This is a genomic window from Photobacterium frigidiphilum (assembly GCF_003025615.1).
GTDB lineage: Bacteria > Pseudomonadota > Gammaproteobacteria > Enterobacterales > Vibrionaceae > Photobacterium > Photobacterium frigidiphilum.
The window spans coordinates 75,923-93,372 of sequence record NZ_PYMJ01000027.1 but is presented as its reverse complement, the minus strand read 5'-3'; the positions used below and the strand labels follow the sequence as shown (position 1 = coordinate 93,372).

The window sequence follows — 17,450 nt, the reverse complement described above, 5'->3', positions numbered from 1 at the left end:
GAGAGATAGTACCGAACCAATTGAAGGATGATGTCTGACGGAAAGTGGCGGCCTGAAAAATTGATAGTCATTGTGCGAGAAGTAGTGAGTGGTGACGGAGAACATAACTTACTACTCCTGCTTGCGACAGAACCTGAATTTAAAGGTTTTTTGGTTAAGTTGAGTGGTCGTTTAACTAAGCGTTCAAAGCCTGTCACTCTGCCATCACTGCTTGCGGGGCTATGGGTTTTCCTACAAATGTGTGAAGTACTAGATACCTATGGTTTGTAGAGGTCATGGGGTTGATAAGGAAGAAGAGTGCGGATTTACATCAGGGCACAAGTTTACCTTAGTTGCCGAATATATGACTGCAACTTAGATCTAGAGCTACATCATTAAAAATTAACGTGAAAATAGGGATGGTTCATATATTTTGCAAAAAGAAGGTATAGAAAAAGCAAAGAATGAAGGTAAATTCAGAGGACGACAAGCAGATTTAAATAAAAACGAACAAGTATGTGTGTGAGCCCCAAAAATAGTAAGGCGGCACGACATGTTTGTCGTGCCGTTTGTTTATCAAAACATCAGAGTCGTTATTTCAGTAACTGACCGTCATATTCACCATTCAGAGTGTGCAAATAGGCGGTAATTTTGTTGATATCACTTTTACTCAGTTGCACTCCTACCTGGTATAAGGCCATCTTATCAACGGCATCTTCTAAGGTAATAGCACTACCATCATGAAAATATGGTGCTGTAAGCGCTATATTTCGCAATGTGGGTACTTTGAATCGGTGTAAGTCGTTAGTGTCACCTGTTGCATTAAAGCGACCATTATCCACATCAGTATAATTACCCCTGTTGCTAAAGTAATCAGGCTTCTTTAATCCCATCACTTCAAATGATTGCCCTCCCATAGCTTCACCGACATGGCACGTCGTACACTTGTTAGTTTTGAACAATGCGTAGCCTTCTTGCTCTGTCGCTGTTAATGCTTTGGTATTTCCTTTTAGGTATTGATCAAAACGACTATTGGGTGTCACTAAGGTTTTCTCAAACTCGGCAATGGCATCGGTGATGTTATCGCCCGTTATTCCATCGGTATAAAGATGATTAAAACTCTGGCTTAAGGCGCCGTCTTGTGCCAATTTATCAATAATTTGTTGCCAAGAACCTGAAGCCATTTCAATTGGGTTCATTGGTGGCCCTCCTGCTTGTGCTTGTAGATCTGCCGCTCGACCATCCCAAAACTGGTGCGTGTTAAACACAGCATTAAACACGGTTGGGGCATTGATTGGACCTTGTGCATTATTCACCCCTGTCGATGTACGTAAACGATCAACTCCGCCCATAGTTAAATCATGGCAACTGGCGCACGATACTGTGTTGTCACCGGAAAGACGGGTATCATGATAAAGCGTTTTTCCGAGTGCGACTTTATCTACATTTGTAGTAAACGTGGTGGAAATAGGCTGTACAACTTCGTTTTGGAATGCCCTTTCTGCCACAGGCTCTGGATAATGTTTATGACGTTGTGCTTTTACCCACGCTAGTAGAGTTTGACGTTCATCGCTGGATAGTTTTGAGCCCCAGTGCATGGTTAAATACAGGTTAGGAGGCATGGCATTATCTTCCATAGCTGATTCTATTTTTGCTAAATCAACTTCTGAGATACTCTCGTTATTTTGCATCTGTGTTAGCAAGGGTTTCATATTGAAATGACGCAGTCCTGTTGCAACATCTTTTTCCATCAACTGTTTTGCGATGGGCAAGCTTGCATAGAAAGGCATCTCACTGTCACTTGTGTGGCAATATTGACAACCATTTTCATTCAGTACGGTGAAGGCTTTTTTAGATAGTAGGTCCATTTTTTCGTGGTGGTATAGCTGTAAATTACGTGTATTCAGTCGTGTATCTGACTGATTCACAATATAAACGGTGGATAGATATCCCACCGCAATAAGAATAAATAAAACAATAAATTTTTTCACAGGAACTCCTTTCTCTCATAAATACGGGTAACATACGGAGTGTGGAAAAAATGCGCAAAACGAAAAAAGTGGATGATGCGATAGAATAAAACGATGACACAACTCTGCAACATAACCCTTTACACTGTACTAAGAGATCTCTGAAAAGATGTAACAGTTCTGTAAAGATAAACATAATAATAACAATGACTTTTGTTGTTTTAGATCAATTTAAATTATCGAGAAATACACGCTGCCAACAAATAAAGGCGTTGGATTAGTACGGTCTTTTTCTGCGTTTCTTCACCGTAATAACAACAGATCTAGGTTCGTTTTTTATCGTCTGAATATGGATAAAGTTGATCGTTGCTGTTGAGGAGGAATGAGAGGACTTCCATGGCGAAAAGTATTGTCTTGGTTATTATTCTGTTGGCATAGGGAGGGAGAGTGGTCGTGAGTTGTAATCTTTCCAGCTAATGGTTGTTTAGACGTTGGTGTCACCGCTTATTCAGAAATAGCCAAAGAATAGCCTCAAAATGTGTTGTATGGGCCCCATATACGCAATTGAAATATACTAGCTCATACACCATATGTGCGAGGTGGCATATAATAATGAAGGCTTTTCGGGCTATGGTTTAAAGTAAAATGCATTCAGTACGGCCATAAGGATTTACAAGGATGTGGAAAGCCATCAATCAGTGCTGATATGCACAATATTTCATCTTTTTTTGCTTTAATAAAGGAGCGTGAATGCAGTTTATCCAGTGTTCAGTGTTATTTGATATTGATACAATAAAAACGTTCAGGACGATTGATGAAGCCATTTTTGGGGTTGAAAACTTTCAGATAAAGCAGATTTTAAATGCAAAAATAGATATTTCATTGGGGGATAAATGTGCCTCTCTTTGGTTTGGCTCAAGGGATACTTTACTTGAATTATTAATGAATTTCTAAGGGACAGTTGCAACTAATCCAATAATACTGATCTATCCAGTAATGAGGAATTATTACTGGTAAACGGCCTCAATATTGAAGAGACGATTCATGAAGGCGGATCTCTTCCCCACTAGGGTTTTAGATTTACCATTACGCAAGCATCAATTAAACGGTAGCATACTGATAGCCACGATTTTAGATCGTTGAGTGTAATGCTATCTATATTATAAATATAGGAGTAAGAATGAAAAGTTATTGGGTTGTTGGTGCTTCATGGGGAGGTGTGGAACATCAAGATGAAAAATTTATTGAGCAGGGAATTTGGATGCTTGGTTGGGGGGAGAGTGAACAACCTGCTCAATATAAAAAAGCGTCTCAAATGAAACCTGGCGATCGAATTGCTATTAAGCGAATGAAGGGGGGCGGACGAACGGGAATTAAAATTTTTCACCTTGGTGTTATCAAAGGTGTGATTCTTGAAACAGATAAAGTTATTTGCACTGTTGATTGGGTTGCAACGGATTTAGATCGAGACATTGAAGAAAGTAAAGGGTGTTTTAAATCGATTCATGGTCCATTTGAGCATAACCAATGGGTAGAAAAGGTATTTTGCCTTTAGTTGGTTAGTATCATTGGGACAGGGCTCGAATGTAGAAACACCTATCCCCAGATACAGTTAGGACGAAAGGGAGTAAATTGCTCCCAAATCGGTATATCTCCAGCATTTTTAATTTGACTTTTGCAAAGCATCTTACATTTCACCACTCGGTGGCTTTGCTCCACGATATTGTTAAGATATTTCACTTGGAGTACCTCAATAAATCCGCCGATTATAACGGCAAATCAAATCTGCCAATTTAAGGCATCTAAAGCGGCGGCGTTACTAATAATCACCTTATCAGCTAAACCATGCTGTCATATTGCCTTATTAAAGAATCTTCTGGCGGCGGCTTCATCCCATTTTTCAGTTAACATGAAAAAAGGGATGAAGCCGAATTTATCGACAGCACGCTTCTTGCCATTACGAAACGTGACTTCCAACTGTGGGGCATACTCCAACACCCAGTGATGGATAGTTGGGTCTAACTACAAAAGCGGTAACATTATAACTAGTTGATAACTAAATGGTTAGTTAACGATATTTTTCTAGATTTAATCGATTACGAGTTACTTTTTATGAATTGAGGTAATCGAGTTATGAGTAATTTTTCCACTGTGACCAGCTCAAAGGATTGGAAAAAGACAAAATAATTAAACCTTTTTTTATAGTTACCTAAATATCTTTGACTATTGTGCGCAAGTTAAACTCTACAGTAGAAACAATCTCTTCAAGCACCTTTTGCTTTTCATCCAATGTATCGGGATTATCTTTAGAAAGTTCGGCTTCCACGAGAGTTTTATCTTTACCAATATAGGTCAATATAATTCTTCCTAGATCACCTAGCCTTTTATGTTCAAAGGCTAGGCAATGACCTCGATGGTCGTAACCTTTCCTGACCAAAACATCTTTCGGCAGATCATCTGGATTTAATCTACTCAAGTCATATATTTCATTGGTATCCCAAGGGGATTGTTGTCGTTTTCGCCCCAACGCTTCGAGCCCCTTATTTGTAGATTGAGTACGTTGTATTTTAGGCGTTACATACTGAGGGCCAGGATAAGTTCCTTGTTCTAATTCCTTTGTTCTTCGGTCCATTACCTCCATAAGCAAATTAGCAATCTTATGAGCATCATTAAACAGATTTTGCTTCTCTCTTTCTGCAAAGTGTTTGCCAAGCCCTGCACTTAACATCACTTCAAAACAATTATCGACAAGTATATTTCCGTCCATAATAATTTCTTCGTGACACAGATGCCTATGCCGCATAAGCGTTTCACTACACGCCTGTGTAAGGGGTTGTATTTGCTCTTCAATTTCAGGGTACAAATCTTCTGCAATTGATTCGTTTAATACAAAACTAATAGCATTCTTTCGAAGAACGAATTGAAATAAAAATATAGAAATATTGTGGCCAGCCAAATTCTTCATTAATGATCCCTATCAGAGTTATTAGTTTTCATATTTCTAAACAAGAGCATAATATCATCACTAAATTATTGAACACACTTTGTCGTAAAAAAACCGGCATCATTGCATCACAGAAATCGGTTTTTTGTGGCCTAAGAATCGTTATATTCTATTCGTAAATTTGGTAGTATAATATAGCTTATAAACGTTTTTTAAGGGATAGGGTAGATGAATAAAAGAATTGAATGTTATGGCGTTTCTTCTGTTGAAAGACCTAAGATTAAAGCTACAAAAAAACTCGACCTTTCAGGTGATTGTGGTCAGCAGATTGTTAAGTCAGAATCTAAGTTAGCCTTGAGAACCCATCGTAAAACGTTCGAAAAATTAGCTGATATGTAATGAATATTATTTGCTTTCCATTTGAGCGAGTTATTGAAATTAATACATTTATACTGGAAAGTGAGCCTGGTATGAATGGTGCTGTTGATATTCCAAAATTGCAAGGTGCTTTAGGAAGAATAGATAATGCAATTGTTTACAACGGCTTAGATGATATTTTTGAAATCGCGGCTAAATACACTGCGAGCATCGCAATAGCTCACGCTCTCCCTGATGCCAACAAAAGAACCGGTTTAATGGTTGCTCTTGAGTACTTGTCTTTAAATGATTTCGAATTGACGAGTGACAATGACTTATTAGCCGAAGCAGTTAGAGATTTGGTTCTTGAAGAAATTTCGGAAACTGATTTTGCTGATATCCTGTATGCGCAGTACGCGCAAGAAAATGACCTAGCGGGCTAAACAAACAGGCTAGGTCGCACAACTCTGTTGAATTGTCCTTTTAGTTAATTCACCCTTTAAATCAATAATTCAAGATCCTTCTTATATGACGCTTGAATACGACAAACCTGAGAGCGACTGTACCCTGTTGCTGCCGCCGTTTCTGAAATACTCAGCATTTTGTCATTCCGGTAATACATGACTTTTTGGTGGCGTTCTTTATCTGCAACACGGCCGTTATATTTCCCTTCTTCTTTTGCTTTTTCTATTCCCTGGCTCTGACGTTCTCGACGTGTCAGATAATCCTTTCTGGCCATCGCCGCCAGAAGATCAATCAACATATTATTAATTGATTCAAGTACAGCCTTGATGATTGGATCATCGTTAATGAATCGTTTGTTATCAATCGCCAAATAGGACGTCGGTACATCCAGGCTAACAATCCGCAATCCTTTCAGCTCAATTTTCTGTTTGAGCGTTTTCCAATCTTTATCATTGAGTCGAGTAAGCCGGTCGATGTTCTCAATTAACAGTATGTCGTTCTCTTGAGTGTCATCAAGTAGCCGATTTAATTCTGGACGGTCTAATTGTGTACCGCTGATGTTTTCTTGATAGTAACTCGCTATTCGTTGTTTGTGCAGCTCTGTGAACGTACTGAGGGTTTTTCTTGCTCGACTTGCATCTTGGTCGTCAGTTGAGGCTCTGAGGTACGCCCGAATAAACATTTTACCTTCTCCTATCGCGTATAAGTTATCGCTTAATATAGTATCGCATTTAAGTTATAGCATTGATAGTTTTAGGTCAATTTCAGCTTGTCGCGGTGGGGTATACCCAAGTGCGACATAGTGGTGACTATTGTTTTGGTGTAATTAATAGTAAATAACAATTAATCTATTTTTTGATAACTGGCATATGTTTTTTGAATATTAATCAATAGAACGAGCGAACGGTGTTCGTTCGTTATTTGCGTTCGTTCATTGTTCGTGTAAAATATAACCATTGTGATTTTTGAGGGATGGTGCGATGGAGCAGTCAATGGTTGATAACTCACTTCAAGATAGAGTTATAGCAATTTGTAATGATCTATATTCGAAAGGGCAAAAAGTCAGCGTGCGAATTGTGCTTTCGATGCTGCCTGATGTAAGCAGTACTAGCACCGTCCATAAGTACTATAAGATCTGGAAAGATGAGCTTGAAGCGAATCAGAAATCGCTTTTGGAAAAGATGGGGTTTTCAGAAGAGTTTACTCGTGTGTTTATGTCTGAAATTACTCGACATGCCACAGAAGCAGAACGTCGTTATCGGGAGATTGCAGATGATGCTAAAGAGCAGTCTATTATAGCGATTGAGGATTTAGAGCGAGCAGAAGATCGCCTGTATAAGCAAACGGCTCTGTTAGAGCAGCGTGAGAAAGAAATCAAACGTCTTCAAAGTGAAAATTTACAAGCAAGCAAGGCCCAAGACGCTATCGTCAAAGAATTACGTCAACAAATTGATGATTTACAGCTTAATAACAATGAGCTGGCGGGTAGTAACGAGAACTTAAGAACTGAAATGGCAAAAATACAACTCATGATGGAAGGTGATAAAAACTTAGTTACCACATTGAAAGAACAAAATCATGATTTAACCGATGATGTTAAGCGTCTAAATGTGGAATTAATTGCTAAATCAACTGAAATTGCTCGATTTGAATCTTCGCAGGAAGCACATCTTCAATTAGTTGAAGAGTTAAAGTCGAATCAAACAAATATCCAAGAACAGACTCATAAACTTGAAGGTGATCGTTCTTCGCTTCTGGTTGAGAGAAATAATCTGAGAGAGCATTTAGATAGGTCAGTACAAGAGTTGTCAGATGTTAAAGATAAACTGGTTAGTTTGAATGAAAAGGCTGTTGAATTAAAGGTGACAGTGAGTCAGCAATATCGCGCAGTAGATCGTTATGAGGTCACTCAAGCAAGCCAAGACCAATTGATCGCTGAATTGAAAAAAGGTCAACAGCAGTCAGAGCATACAATTTCTAAACTTGAGGATGATAATGTTAGATGGCAGCAGCGTCATGAAGACATAACTCAATTATTAGATGTAGCAAATAAAAAATCAACTGATCTAGATAAGTGATAAATCCTAATAATCTTCAATGAACTATAAGGTATGAGCCAATGATTAACCAAGACTAGTGAAGCGAGTACGGTTAATCATAGGTTCGTACCAGACAAGTGAAACGCGTCAGGTAGTCTTTTTTAAATGCATTATTGTTATAACATAGTTGACACGTCGCCTGTTTTACATAAAATGGTTATAACAGTGTTACCACATGAGGTGAAGTTATGAGAACTCAAGTAAGAAAGATCGGTAACTCACTTGGTTCAATTATACCTGCTGTTTTTATTCGCCAGCTTGAACTGGCAGAGGGCGCAGAAATTGATGTTAAAACAGTTGATGGGAAAATTGTGATTGAACCAATTAGAAAGATAAAGAAGCGCTTCTTATTCACTGAGGAAGAATTGTTAAGTGGGCTGGATGCACATACTGCTCATGCTGATGGATTGGCTGTAATTTCAGCTAAGGACATGGGGGAATAATGGCGAAATTTATTCCAAGTCGCAATGATATTATTTGGCTTGATTTTGAACCCGTAAAAGGAAAAGAAATCGGTAAGTATCGGCCAGCGTTAGTACTGTCGAGCTACGAGTACAATAAAAAAACGGGATTACTCATTTGTTGTCCTGTTAGTACCAGTATTCGTGGCGGTGCAACCGAGGTACCTGTTAATAACCTCGAAAAGCCATCTGTTGTGGCTGCAAGCCTGATTCAGACACTGTCATGGCAAGATCGTAAAGCCACACTGATCACCACAGCCGAGCAGGGAGTTATGGATAATGTTTTGATGAGACTTATTCCATTAATTGGCGCAGATACACTATTTGAAGATTAAACAAGGAGGGTAACTTTGAGTAAGAAGGAATCTAACCCAATTCGTAATGGAGCTATAGCATCTGTAATCGGTGGAATAATTCTCTCATTTTGGACTCCATTTAGAGACCTTTTGGTTAAAGTGGCTTTTTGGTGTTTTGGGCTGCTGATATCAATATGGGAATGGCTTACCTCTTCACATGAAGTCTATGGATGGGTAATCGTATTATTAGTTTTTTTGTCAGTTCCAACGTTAATTGAAGTGGTTTCTTTAGTAGTTAGAAAGAAGAAACCAGGAGTGGAAGAGTTATATAAATCTGATCACTTATTTGGTGCTGACTGGCATTGGTATTATTCAAACGGTTTAATTAAAAATTTATGGTGTTTGTGCTCGTCTTGTAAAAGTGAACTTGTTTACTCTGAATTAGTACCAAACAGGTATAACTTTACACATGACGGTTTGGAGCCTAAAACAATCTTTTCATGTGAGCGTTGTAATACAATGAGGTGTTCGCTGAGAGGTGATAAACGACATGCTCTAGGTACTGTAGAGAGAGAAATTTGTAGAAAAATTAGAAATCATGAGTGGAAAAACATTCAAAACGGTTAACAAAGCAGCTTAATGAAACAAATTTTTTTTTGTTATTCACCGCGTTTCTTTCGTCGCCATTTAACTCAGCACTCCAGTTTGCGACATATATGAACTATCCCTATTTGCACGTTAATTTTTAATGATGTTGCTCTAGATCTAAGTTGCAGTCATATATTTGGCATCTAAGTTAAACTTGTGCCCTGACCCAATAGTTGGCACCTCCACACGATTCCATGACGATCGTACATAGTGGTGTGTTAGCGATATACTCAGCCAGTTTATCTCTTGAGAATCGATTTTTTAAAACAGCTTTACCATTAATATCAATACCAATACCCAGTAAGTTAATGATCATCACTCTATCTCCCACTTATCAATTAATTGCTTATTAATTGTCGCCATAATCATAGTCAGACGGGACGTTATGGAGTGGGATGGTTTATTACATTACAACCCACTTACCTCGCATGAATCATTCACATGGTCAATGTCGCACAAAAAAATAAGAGATTATCCTATTGTTACAACCTACCAAATAACATAAATTCTCATTGGGAACTTTCCCAATGTGCACTATGGAGAATATTATGAAAACAATTAAAGTAATTGGTCTGTTATCCTTGTTAGCTTCCTCTTTCGTTTCGGCTAACAATACAATCATTTTTTCAGGATCATACCACCATGAAAATGTTCCGATCACTTATCCAAAGACACAACATCCTATCTCACTAGTTGGTGGCTACAATATTACTAACGGTATTCTTAGCTCGAATACGTATAACTGCGGTATTGATGTCAGTGATTATAATATGACAACTACACTGCAATGGGAGGCGACTAAACCTTTACTTGTGGTTCTTGGTGATAATTTAATTATGTGTCGGAGTGGCTCAACAGGTCCGTTTGAACTGGATCTCACCCAATTTATTGAAAGTACACCACCTCATATTCTTGATCACCTTGAAGTAGCTAATAGCTACCCATTTAATTAAATTTGGTTATTGAAGGTAAGTTTATGAAAAACCAGTATTTAAAATACGATTTTATTCATAAATATGGAGATAATGATTATCTTCCATATTTTTAATCAACTCCCTGGTTTATGGGGTACTAAAGATAAAGATTCTGTCTTTGTTTTTGCTAATTCAGAATATGGTGAAATAATTGGTGTTGATCATCATTTAGATTGTGTTGGGCGCACAGATTTTGATATGCCAAGCCCAACCATTGAATGGGCACCATCATTCCAAGAACAAGATTTACAAGTAATGGATTCCGGAAAGTGTATGCGGGTACTTGATATTCACCCTTATTCAGACGGGTATTGGCGTGCACATTTATTCACAAAGATACCGTGGAAAAATGAGGAAAACAAAATAGTTGGGACTATTTTTTCTGGTACCGAGCTAACAGATGCCGTTACTCTAGAAGTTGGCCATTTGATTTGCCAAGCTGCTGGTTTTAGTAAAAAGACTCAGGTTTCATTTAGTTTAGATTTACATAATCAAAAAGTAGCCATTAATACTCGGGAATCTGAAGTGCTTTTTTTATTACTCTATGGAAAAAAACCTCAGTATATTGCAAGAGGGTTGAATATTTCAGTGAAAACAGTAGAGAACTATATACTTCGTTTACGTGAGAAATTCAATGCTCACTCAAAAGCTGAATTAATTGATCTAGCATTAGATTTAGGTTTTGGATCGTATATTCCAGAAAGCCTGTTAACACGACAATTATCTGTAATACTGAAATAATAAAGAGGTTAATATTTTAGATTATATCTCTTTTAATGGTAAGGAATATTGAAATTCCTTACTATAAATTTAGGTATGAGCAAATGATTAACCAAGGTTAATGAAGCGAGTACGGTTAATTATTTGCTCATACCAGACAAGTGAAACGCGTCAGTACGTATATGGTTTGTAGGGGCTAGAACGCTGAACTTTGCAATTTCATGACATCTCATGATGTTGACGGTACTTCATAATGAAGTATACTGATTGTGTTAATTCATAATAGGATGTTTATTATGTCATATTCACTTATCGCAGATGTTGGGTTAAGAAATGACATTTTCGAAGACCAATATAAGTTTCTTAATGCTATTTCCATCGGTGTTGCTGGATCTGTTGTTGAATCAACGGTGAAAATGCTACCTGACCAGCGTGGCGTAATTTGTCGCGCACTCGGTACAACGAGCGGTAACCTGCATCGCTTATATAAACGCAAGGCTCTGGATAAACAGCAATCTGAAGAAATACTCGATATCTTGAGTGTCTACAGTGCTGCTTATGAGCTATATGATGATATGAGTACAGCGACCGAGCTGCTGAATACCCCGATTCCTGCACTTAACAATCAAAAGCCAACGGATTTACTCGATACATTCATGGGGCGCTGCTTAGTCAAAGAAATGTTGAATAAAATGGCTTGGGGTGAGTTTTCATAAATGAAATTATATCGAATCACGCCGGAGCTTTATCTCGAAAATTACGAAGGTTTGGGGGCTAGCTATCAGGATGGGGCACGGTGGAATCACAAAGGGCACCCTGTGATGTACTTTGCTCTGTCACCGTCTGTTGCAATGTTGGAGATGGCGAATTATTTTCCGTTGCCTCGATTGATACCGAAGAACCGTCTTCTAGGAATTTATGAGCTATCTGATGAGCTAATCGAACAATTAGATACTACCGAATTACCTTCTGATTGGAACGTTTATCCACATCCGTCATCAACACGAGTAATAGGGACAAAGTGGTTAGTTAAAAAAAATAATACGGGGTTGATTGTTCCAAGTGCAGCTACTCCTGATGGCCTTGAATCAATCATTGCTATTAACCCCTTACACGAAGGTATTAAACAATTAACTCTAGTCGATACGAAAAGGAAGTTATTCAACGAAAGGGCTTTCACCGGTTCTAATGAGTAATTAACTCAGCTGTTTTTAAAAAGAGGGTATCTTTTGTTATCGAAACCAACAGCTAGTTGTAGTTTGATGAACAAGTATGCCTTGTAAAAACGTAGTATCCATACCTTCGATCATACCTGGTAAACAATTAGCTCTTGCTTGGTAAACTATTTTGCTATTTCCCTGTCTTTTATGCCCATATTTACCACTTATTACCTAATGTATTGAATTTTCATTTTTTCTAAATCGTGGCGCCGTGAGATTGAGTTGCTTCAGCCGTTTTGACAGCAATGTATGATCAGGGCATTGCAGGTTGGTCATGCTAAGCTTCGTCAATAAATTTTCAATCAGCTCTGGGCCTTATGTAAGGGAAGTTTATACGCCAATTTGATGTAATGGCAGGCTTCAATGGTGCTGTCAGGATACTTAACGGAAGAACCGGTACCGTCATAAACGCGTTCATCATGTTGCCTACGTTTAATGATCTCTTCAGATATCCAAATGTTATTCCCCGCGTTTCTTTCGGCGCTATTTAACTTCGCATTATTAAACAGATATTACCTTTTTTTCCTCATTTGAATACACCTATCCCGTACCGGTCATCATACTCGCATATACCAACGTCGAGGCGGCTGGATAGAAAGTAAGATACCTTATGATGAACAGAAAAACTTACAGGTCGTTAGTTGCTGCCGTAGGCAGCCTACCGTTAGATAAATTTATCAGTTATTAATTTTCCGTGAGCTTTTTTTAGTGCTTTTGATTTCTGCAAAAGCAGCACAGACATACAGTAAACAAGTATCCATGCTGCTGATTCTAAAACAATGTTATTTAGTGAATACAAATATCCGCCCAGAGCAAATCCTACAGACATACCCAGAGAGCCAGTGAAGAAGTTGTGTACTGATATGACACTTAACTTGTCTAGCTCTGAATCTGAAGCATAATCAAGCCTTAACTGTGGTGATACAAACTCACCGAATGAAAACATAATTACAACACATATGAGTGCATAAATAGATTCTACCCAAGTGACCATAAGGACTGCGGACAAAGAAAAAAAGCTAGCAGTAGAGATCCAAACAAAATGTTTCTTTATATCACCAATATATTTTATCCATAGAAGACCTAGTGCGACTAAAGCGATTGAGTTGGTTGTAAATATGGCAGGAATGGCACCTTCAATACCATTTTTGTTCGCTTTGAATATTAAATAGGTATATATCTGAGCTTCAAAAATGAAGTGGAAGCTACCGCTTAGACAAGACAGGGCGAACCACTTTTCTTTAATAATAGAGAAAGAGCGTTTTTTATTGCTGTCCCAAATGTCATTTTGTGGCAGTTTTTCCGTTTTTAGCAGAGGCAAATAAGCAAGTAAAAATAAGACAATGCTTGCTCCAAATAGCTCGCTGTATCCATATTGTGAGAGAATGTATTGCCCAATAACAGGGCCAAATCCTGCCGCAACACTATTCACTAGTTTTATTTTCGATAATAATGTTATTGAGTTTTCATGCGCTGGCAGATATCTCATTTGCAATGCACGAGATGAGTTAAAATAGATACCAATTGCAAAACGGTAGAGCGAGATTAGTCCAATCAATAACGCGGTTATCACAATTGCCTTGTTCAAGCTCATTGCAAACATGCCACCTATAGAGACGATGAAGAAGAATATAGATAAAGAAAATAGCCACTTTTCTTTATTAGGTTTGCAATTCAGAGAAAAGAGTAAGGCACTAACATTACCAACAAAAATACTGATCCCAACTAAGGTTCCAACGCTCGCTTCTTCTATACCTAATGAAAACGCAATGAAGCTCGTGATAAAAGGAAAAAATATAAACATCCCTATACAAGACAGGAACATAGAGATCAAGACGAGTGTATTATTCTTAGTCATATGCTACCTGTATAACATTTTGTGCTTCTTGCAGGATCGCATTGATTTTACCTCTAACAAACGAAAATCCTTGCACATAACCAATTCTTTCCGATGAACTTAATGGACGCTTAATATAGCTCCCTGTGGAAAAGTTTATCTGGAAAGTACAAATAGAAGGCATTGTCCTTAGTATCGATTCTCCGCTGACCATAGAAACGAGCCCTTCAGGTTTATCTAAATATAAAATACCAGCCTCCCCACGAAGTTCTGTTTGAGTTACTTCAACGCTTCGACCTGTCGCAATTTGCAATGCTACGGTATACAAATCTACTCCAGTGGCTTGTGCGACTAAATCTGGGATGCAATCTCCACCGACTCTTTTATGTATTTCTACCAAGTGGACGATATCGTCTCGCACGATTACCTCAGTATGGTAAACACCTGGGGCGGCTTCTATTTTTTGTAGCACTCCATCTACAAAATTTCTAATAATGTCTTTCTCTGCCATTTGATTGTGTAATTTAAGAATAAAATGTCCTCTTTCTACTACACATCCGCCATCTCGGTCGAATAACTGTTTTTTCGTAACGGCCAAGTGGACTCGTTGTTTATCTGTTACTACTGATTCAACGGAAAACTCATCACCCAGTATCAGTTCCTCAAGTATGTGTGGTGAGGAACTAGAAAGCTTGAGATAAGACTTATCATAGGCCATGATCACCCCTTTGCTACCTGAGCCAGATACGGGTTTTAAAACGATAGGGAAGGATACATACTCGGAGGCTATTGCTAGTTCTTTTTCAGTGCTCACTACTTGGTATTTCACGTTACCGAAAGGTGTTTCAGATAAGAATTCCCTCATAAAAAACTTGTCTTTAAACACTTTGGGGTAAGGTGGAGTATTATTGTTTAATTTAGTATTTAAACGCCAACATAGATCCAAACTGGCTTCAGATAACGTTAGGACTTCATGCACATTGTGAAAGCAAAGAAAATTAATAAATTCAGCTTCGTCTTCTTTCCCATCTTGATAGACTAATAGATGATCAGCCATTTCGACGCAAAAAGGTTCCATCCTAGACTTAGGCTGTATCAATACGATAGGTATACCTAAATTTTTTGCTCTGTCGAGTAAATGGATAGAACAATTCAGTAAAGCAACATTATGGCTCATGCAATATTCACCTCTACTGTTTGTTGTTCAAGAAATGATGAGGAAATGTGACGATTTGAAAAAGGCTTTCCTTCATTTATGAGCACTTGAGCTAGTGTTACTACAGAGCTCAATACTGGGGTTTCAATCTGAAGCATATTGGCGATTTGTTTCCATGGTGATAAAATATAAGGTATGTCTTCAAAGAAATATCGATGGCGGATGCTATCGGGCATATGGAAATCTGCATTATGATAGGGGGACTGTTTGACAAATGTTATTAAGGAGCAATCAGGTGTGCGGTAATACTTGTTTAGTTGAGCTTCGAAAGTTTGCTTATCAATTGATAAAGTAGAGAGTAAATTGATTCTTTCCTTGTCGAGTTGATGCATCATCTTACAGACTTCTTCAGACATCCCATCTTTGTAGAAATAGAATTGCTTCATTTCGTTATCAATATTGGCCAAGTTAAATAAGGCAGGTATTGGGTGAAAAACGCCATTTACCGAGTACAGGCCCGCAGCAAGTGGGTGTTTCAAAAACGTTAGAGGTTGATTAAATAGGTGACATAATAGGCTTTTCAGTTCGGTATGTGAATGAGCACTTCGGTTAACTATGGATACATGCATAAACGGCTTAGTATGGTTGCTAATGATAACTTCACCTGGATTATTAACACGGCATATATGTGGAATTGTGCTCGTTTCAATATAAGTAACTTCTGTTAAGCTATTGTTCTGCCTCATGAGTGTTTCAACCTGTGTGCCGATGAAGTTACCAGGAAGAAAGATGTTGATTACCTGAGAAGTAATAAAAGGTATAAATTTTGTAAAGCACGATTCCTGTGCATAAGCAGGAAGTACAAATAGCCTGATATCTGAATATTCAGCGGCTTCTTTGGGGCATGTTGTTGTCATATGTACTTTCTGTAACACTTTGTTATTGCTAAGCACCCCAACAAGCTTTCCACCATTCGTCTTAATGGCATCTATATTTGATGCATGATCATAAGTCGCGTAAAGACAAACCTCAAAACCTCTTGCCAACAAATCATTGGTTAAAGCAAGCCCACCGCTGCCAGCACCAATTACTAAAACCTTCATGAGTAGTGCACCTCGCAATGCTCTACAAATCTAAAAGCAGCATTTTCAGCGGTAATAAAAGTTTGTTCCAGTGAAATACAGTACCCTAATCGAAAGCTCGCGCTAAGGTCACCATCAAACTGGATAGGGAACTTGTTCCTAACATTCACCTTGCAAATAGAAGACTCTGCTTCTGGAGTTTTAATATTGATGATGCACCCTGCCTTCTTTGGTATGATGAATCGAATTGCACCGAAACTAGTAGAAGAAGGTAATTCAACCTTTTTCTGCTTACCCAAAGCAATATTGAGACTACATTCGACCAAATCGATATCGAAACATAGATGTACTAGCTCCGCGATATTGCCACCTGCTGCCCTAGCATTGATTTCAATCAAGTACAACTTGTCTTTATGGCTTTTGAACTCCACGTGTGCAACACAAGATGTTAGACCAATATCACGAAGCCATGATTTTATTTCATATTCAACGCTTTTTGCACAGATGATTTCTTTTGTGCAAGGGAAGGTATGACCAATTTCTACACATGAAGTCCCGCTGGTGACATATTTTTTGGTAATGCCTATTAACTGCCAGTCACAGGTGTCTGTGCACCAAATTAGCTCGGCGCTATACTCTTCACCACCAATATATTCTTCCACTAAAATTTTATTGGTTCGTTTGTAGGATCTGACATTGGTAGGAAGTTCGATTAACTTTTGAATTGCAAACTGCCAGTCGCTGTTGTTATAGCAAACTGTCACACCCACAGAGCCACTTTCATCAGTTGGCTTTACTACAACAGGATAATCTAAAGGAGCAGTATCAGGGGCGTTCGCTAAACTAAACGAGCATGCGGTAACTTTAGAGTGCTGATTATTGATAAGCTCACGAGCAACTTGTTTATCCCTTACCTTAGAAATAGCACCCGAGTTGGGTGTGATTAGATTATATCTTTCGCAGAGTCTCGCGCAGACTTCTAGATGAAAGTCATCAAATGTAAGTATGGCTGCTATATCGTCGATGTTTTCATCAAAAAACATAGCTAAGCTTTTGAAGCTGTAACAATCAATAACAGTAAATTCATCGGCAATATCTGTAGGCAAAGGATTTAACCGGCCCAAATAATCGTTTGGGTTAGAGGTTAAAAAATGTACTTTATAGCCTTGATATCGAGCGAATTGCATAGCTTGACAACCATTGCCGGCAAAGTTCGTTTCTAAAATATAAACAGTTTTCATA

The 17,450-nt window shown here is 38.3% G+C and carries 21 protein-coding genes and 1 pseudogene; 13 read left to right on the top strand and 9 right to left on the bottom strand.

Annotated elements, in window-relative coordinates:
• Window positions 1-30 precede the first annotated feature (30 nt).
• Entirely contained in the window at window positions 31-270 is a 240-nt protein-coding gene (locus C9J12_RS31730; RefSeq protein WP_456107140.1) for a hypothetical protein, read from the top strand.
• Between the two features lie 302 nt (window positions 271-572).
• On the opposite strand, the gene C9J12_RS21460 is transcribed toward C9J12_RS31730, so the two are convergent.
• Window positions 573-1,970: a cytochrome-c peroxidase gene (locus tag C9J12_RS21460; protein ID WP_227876427.1), complete on the bottom strand. Its 1,398-nt coding sequence runs from the start codon at window positions 1,968-1,970 to the stop codon at window positions 573-575.
• 729 nt (window positions 1,971-2,699) lie between these two features.
• On the opposite strand from C9J12_RS21460, the gene C9J12_RS21455 reads away from it, so the two are divergent.
• Together C9J12_RS21455 and C9J12_RS21450 are read left to right on the top strand one after the other, a co-directional pair.
• The gene (locus tag C9J12_RS21455) at window positions 2,700-2,903 is read left to right on the top strand and encodes a hypothetical protein (protein WP_107244564.1); all 204 of its coding nucleotides are present in this window, start codon (window positions 2,700-2,702) and stop codon (window positions 2,901-2,903) included.
• A 226-nt stretch (window positions 2,904-3,129) separates the two neighbouring features.
• Window positions 3,130-3,504, top strand: coding sequence for a hypothetical protein (locus tag C9J12_RS21450; protein WP_107244563.1), 375 nt, complete (start codon window positions 3,130-3,132; stop codon window positions 3,502-3,504).
• Window positions 3,505-3,629: 125 nt separating this feature from the next.
• Here the strand turns inward: C9J12_RS21450 and C9J12_RS31215 are convergent.
• Window positions 3,630-3,962 (bottom strand): annotated as a pseudogene (locus tag C9J12_RS31215) (DDE-type integrase/transposase/recombinase); the annotation flags it as partial.
• Window positions 3,963-4,158: 196 nt separating this feature from the next.
• The gene (locus C9J12_RS21440) at window positions 4,159-4,914 is read right to left on the bottom strand and encodes a hypothetical protein (RefSeq protein WP_107244562.1); all 756 of its coding nucleotides are present in this window, start codon (window positions 4,912-4,914) and stop codon (window positions 4,159-4,161) included.
• A 207-nt stretch (window positions 4,915-5,121) separates the two neighbouring features.
• Between C9J12_RS21440 and C9J12_RS21435 the strand changes: the two genes are divergently transcribed.
• Both C9J12_RS21435 and C9J12_RS21430 read left to right on the top strand, forming a co-directional pair.
• Entirely contained in the window at window positions 5,122-5,292 is a 171-nt protein-coding gene (locus tag C9J12_RS21435) for an acetyltransferase (protein ID WP_107244561.1), read from the top strand.
• Window positions 5,292-5,693, top strand: coding sequence for a type II toxin-antitoxin system death-on-curing family toxin (locus C9J12_RS21430; protein WP_107244560.1), 402 nt, complete (start codon window positions 5,292-5,294; stop codon window positions 5,691-5,693). Before C9J12_RS21435 ends, C9J12_RS21430 begins: the two co-directional genes overlap by 1 nt.
• A gap of 56 nt (window positions 5,694-5,749) precedes the next feature.
• On the opposite strand, the gene C9J12_RS21425 is transcribed toward C9J12_RS21430, so the two are convergent.
• On the bottom strand, window positions 5,750-6,397 hold the full coding sequence (locus tag C9J12_RS21425; RefSeq protein ID WP_107244559.1) for a recombinase family protein: 648 nt from the start codon (window positions 6,395-6,397) through the stop codon (window positions 5,750-5,752).
• A 310-nt stretch (window positions 6,398-6,707) separates the two neighbouring features.
• Between C9J12_RS21425 and C9J12_RS21420 the strand changes: the two genes are divergently transcribed.
• The 4 genes from C9J12_RS21420 to C9J12_RS21405 all read left to right on the top strand — a co-directional run bounded on the left by C9J12_RS21420 (window position 6,708) and on the right by C9J12_RS21405 (window position 9,198).
• Window positions 6,708-7,793 (top strand): coiled-coil domain-containing protein, encoded by a 1,086-nt coding sequence (locus C9J12_RS21420; RefSeq protein ID WP_227876426.1) that lies wholly within the window; start codon window positions 6,708-6,710, stop codon window positions 7,791-7,793.
• 209 nt (window positions 7,794-8,002) lie between these two features.
• Window positions 8,003-8,257, top strand: a complete 255-nt coding sequence (locus tag C9J12_RS21415) for an AbrB/MazE/SpoVT family DNA-binding domain-containing protein (protein WP_107244557.1) — start codon at window positions 8,003-8,005, stop codon at window positions 8,255-8,257.
• Window positions 8,257-8,610, top strand: a complete 354-nt coding sequence (locus C9J12_RS21410) for a type II toxin-antitoxin system PemK/MazF family toxin (protein WP_107244556.1) — start codon at window positions 8,257-8,259, stop codon at window positions 8,608-8,610. Before C9J12_RS21415 ends, C9J12_RS21410 begins: the two co-directional genes overlap by 1 nt.
• A gap of 15 nt (window positions 8,611-8,625) precedes the next feature.
• Window positions 8,626-9,198 (top strand): hypothetical protein, encoded by a 573-nt coding sequence (locus C9J12_RS21405; RefSeq protein ID WP_107244555.1) that lies wholly within the window; start codon window positions 8,626-8,628, stop codon window positions 9,196-9,198.
• Window positions 9,199-9,367: 169 nt separating this feature from the next.
• On the opposite strand, the gene C9J12_RS30785 is transcribed toward C9J12_RS21405, so the two are convergent.
• Window positions 9,368-9,538, bottom strand: a complete 171-nt coding sequence (locus C9J12_RS30785; protein WP_170111843.1) for a hypothetical protein — start codon at window positions 9,536-9,538, stop codon at window positions 9,368-9,370.
• A gap of 229 nt (window positions 9,539-9,767) precedes the next feature.
• Here C9J12_RS30785 and C9J12_RS21400 point away from each other — a divergent pair, with 229 nt between their 5' ends.
• The 4 genes from C9J12_RS21400 (at window position 9,768) to C9J12_RS21385 (ending at window position 12,109) form a co-directional block, all read left to right on the top strand.
• On the top strand, window positions 9,768-10,172 hold the full coding sequence (locus C9J12_RS21400; protein WP_107244554.1) for a hypothetical protein: 405 nt from the start codon (window positions 9,768-9,770) through the stop codon (window positions 10,170-10,172).
• 72 nt (window positions 10,173-10,244) lie between these two features.
• Window positions 10,245-10,934, top strand: coding sequence for a helix-turn-helix transcriptional regulator (locus C9J12_RS21395; protein ID WP_407675697.1), 690 nt, complete (start codon window positions 10,245-10,247; stop codon window positions 10,932-10,934).
• 275 nt (window positions 10,935-11,209) lie between these two features.
• A complete protein-coding gene (locus tag C9J12_RS21390) occupies window positions 11,210-11,629 on the top strand; it encodes an antitoxin Xre/MbcA/ParS toxin-binding domain-containing protein (protein ID WP_170111842.1) in 420 nt (139 codons plus the stop codon).
• Complete coding sequence (locus tag C9J12_RS21385; RefSeq protein ID WP_107244551.1) at window positions 11,630-12,109, top strand: RES family NAD+ phosphorylase; 480 nt, start codon at window positions 11,630-11,632, stop codon at window positions 12,107-12,109.
• 688 nt (window positions 12,110-12,797) lie between these two features.
• On the opposite strand, the gene C9J12_RS21380 is transcribed toward C9J12_RS21385, so the two are convergent.
• Genes C9J12_RS21380 through C9J12_RS21365 form a run of 4 tightly spaced genes read right to left on the bottom strand, consistent with a single transcriptional unit; the run spans window position 12,798 to window position 17,449 of the window.
• The gene (locus C9J12_RS21380; protein ID WP_107244550.1) at window positions 12,798-13,991 is read right to left on the bottom strand and encodes an MFS transporter; all 1,194 of its coding nucleotides are present in this window, start codon (window positions 13,989-13,991) and stop codon (window positions 12,798-12,800) included.
• Entirely contained in the window at window positions 13,984-15,147 is a 1,164-nt protein-coding gene (locus C9J12_RS21375) for an ATP-grasp domain-containing protein (RefSeq protein WP_107244549.1), read from the bottom strand. Before C9J12_RS21375 ends, C9J12_RS21380 begins: the two co-directional genes overlap by 8 nt.
• Entirely contained in the window at window positions 15,144-16,229 is a 1,086-nt protein-coding gene (locus C9J12_RS21370; protein WP_107244548.1) for an NAD/NADP-dependent octopine/nopaline dehydrogenase family protein, read from the bottom strand. Before C9J12_RS21370 ends, C9J12_RS21375 begins: the two co-directional genes overlap by 4 nt.
• Complete coding sequence (locus C9J12_RS21365; protein WP_107244547.1) at window positions 16,226-17,449, bottom strand: ATP-grasp domain-containing protein; 1,224 nt, start codon at window positions 17,447-17,449, stop codon at window positions 16,226-16,228. Before C9J12_RS21365 ends, C9J12_RS21370 begins: the two co-directional genes overlap by 4 nt.
• Between the last annotated feature and the right edge of the window lies 1 nt (window position 17,450).

Coding starts and splice junctions, on each gene's coding strand:
- C9J12_RS31730 (WP_456107140.1), top strand. CDS start 31: ATGTCTGACGGAAAGTGGCGGCCTGAAAAATTGATAGTCATTGTGCGA.
- C9J12_RS21455 (WP_107244564.1), top strand. CDS start 2,700: ATGCAGTTTATCCAGTGTTCAGTGTTATTTGATATTGATACAATAAAA.
- C9J12_RS21450 (WP_107244563.1), top strand. CDS start 3,130: ATGAAAAGTTATTGGGTTGTTGGTGCTTCATGGGGAGGTGTGGAACAT.
- C9J12_RS21440 (WP_107244562.1), bottom strand. CDS start 4,914: ATGAAGAATTTGGCTGGCCACAATATTTCTATATTTTTATTTCAATTC.
- C9J12_RS21435 (WP_107244561.1), top strand. CDS start 5,122: ATGAATAAAAGAATTGAATGTTATGGCGTTTCTTCTGTTGAAAGACCT.
- C9J12_RS21430 (WP_107244560.1), top strand. CDS start 5,292: ATGAATATTATTTGCTTTCCATTTGAGCGAGTTATTGAAATTAATACA.
- C9J12_RS21425 (WP_107244559.1), bottom strand. CDS start 6,397: ATGTTTATTCGGGCGTACCTCAGAGCCTCAACTGACGACCAAGATGCA.
- C9J12_RS21420 (WP_227876426.1), top strand. CDS start 6,708: ATGGTTGATAACTCACTTCAAGATAGAGTTATAGCAATTTGTAATGAT.
- C9J12_RS21415 (WP_107244557.1), top strand. CDS start 8,003: ATGAGAACTCAAGTAAGAAAGATCGGTAACTCACTTGGTTCAATTATA.
- C9J12_RS21410 (WP_107244556.1), top strand. CDS start 8,257: ATGGCGAAATTTATTCCAAGTCGCAATGATATTATTTGGCTTGATTTT.
- C9J12_RS21400 (WP_107244554.1), top strand. CDS start 9,768: ATGAAAACAATTAAAGTAATTGGTCTGTTATCCTTGTTAGCTTCCTCT.
- C9J12_RS21395 (WP_407675697.1), top strand. CDS start 10,245: ATGATTATCTTCCATATTTTTAATCAACTCCCTGGTTTATGGGGTACT.
- C9J12_RS21390 (WP_170111842.1), top strand. CDS start 11,210: ATGTCATATTCACTTATCGCAGATGTTGGGTTAAGAAATGACATTTTC.
- C9J12_RS21385 (WP_107244551.1), top strand. CDS start 11,630: ATGAAATTATATCGAATCACGCCGGAGCTTTATCTCGAAAATTACGAA.
- C9J12_RS21380 (WP_107244550.1), bottom strand. CDS start 13,991: ATGACTAAGAATAATACACTCGTCTTGATCTCTATGTTCCTGTCTTGT.
- C9J12_RS21375 (WP_107244549.1), bottom strand. CDS start 15,147: ATGAGCCATAATGTTGCTTTACTGAATTGTTCTATCCATTTACTCGAC.
- C9J12_RS21370 (WP_107244548.1), bottom strand. CDS start 16,229: ATGAAGGTTTTAGTAATTGGTGCTGGCAGCGGTGGGCTTGCTTTAACC.
- C9J12_RS21365 (WP_107244547.1), bottom strand. CDS start 17,449: ATGAAAACTGTTTATATTTTAGAAACGAACTTTGCCGGCAATGGTTGT.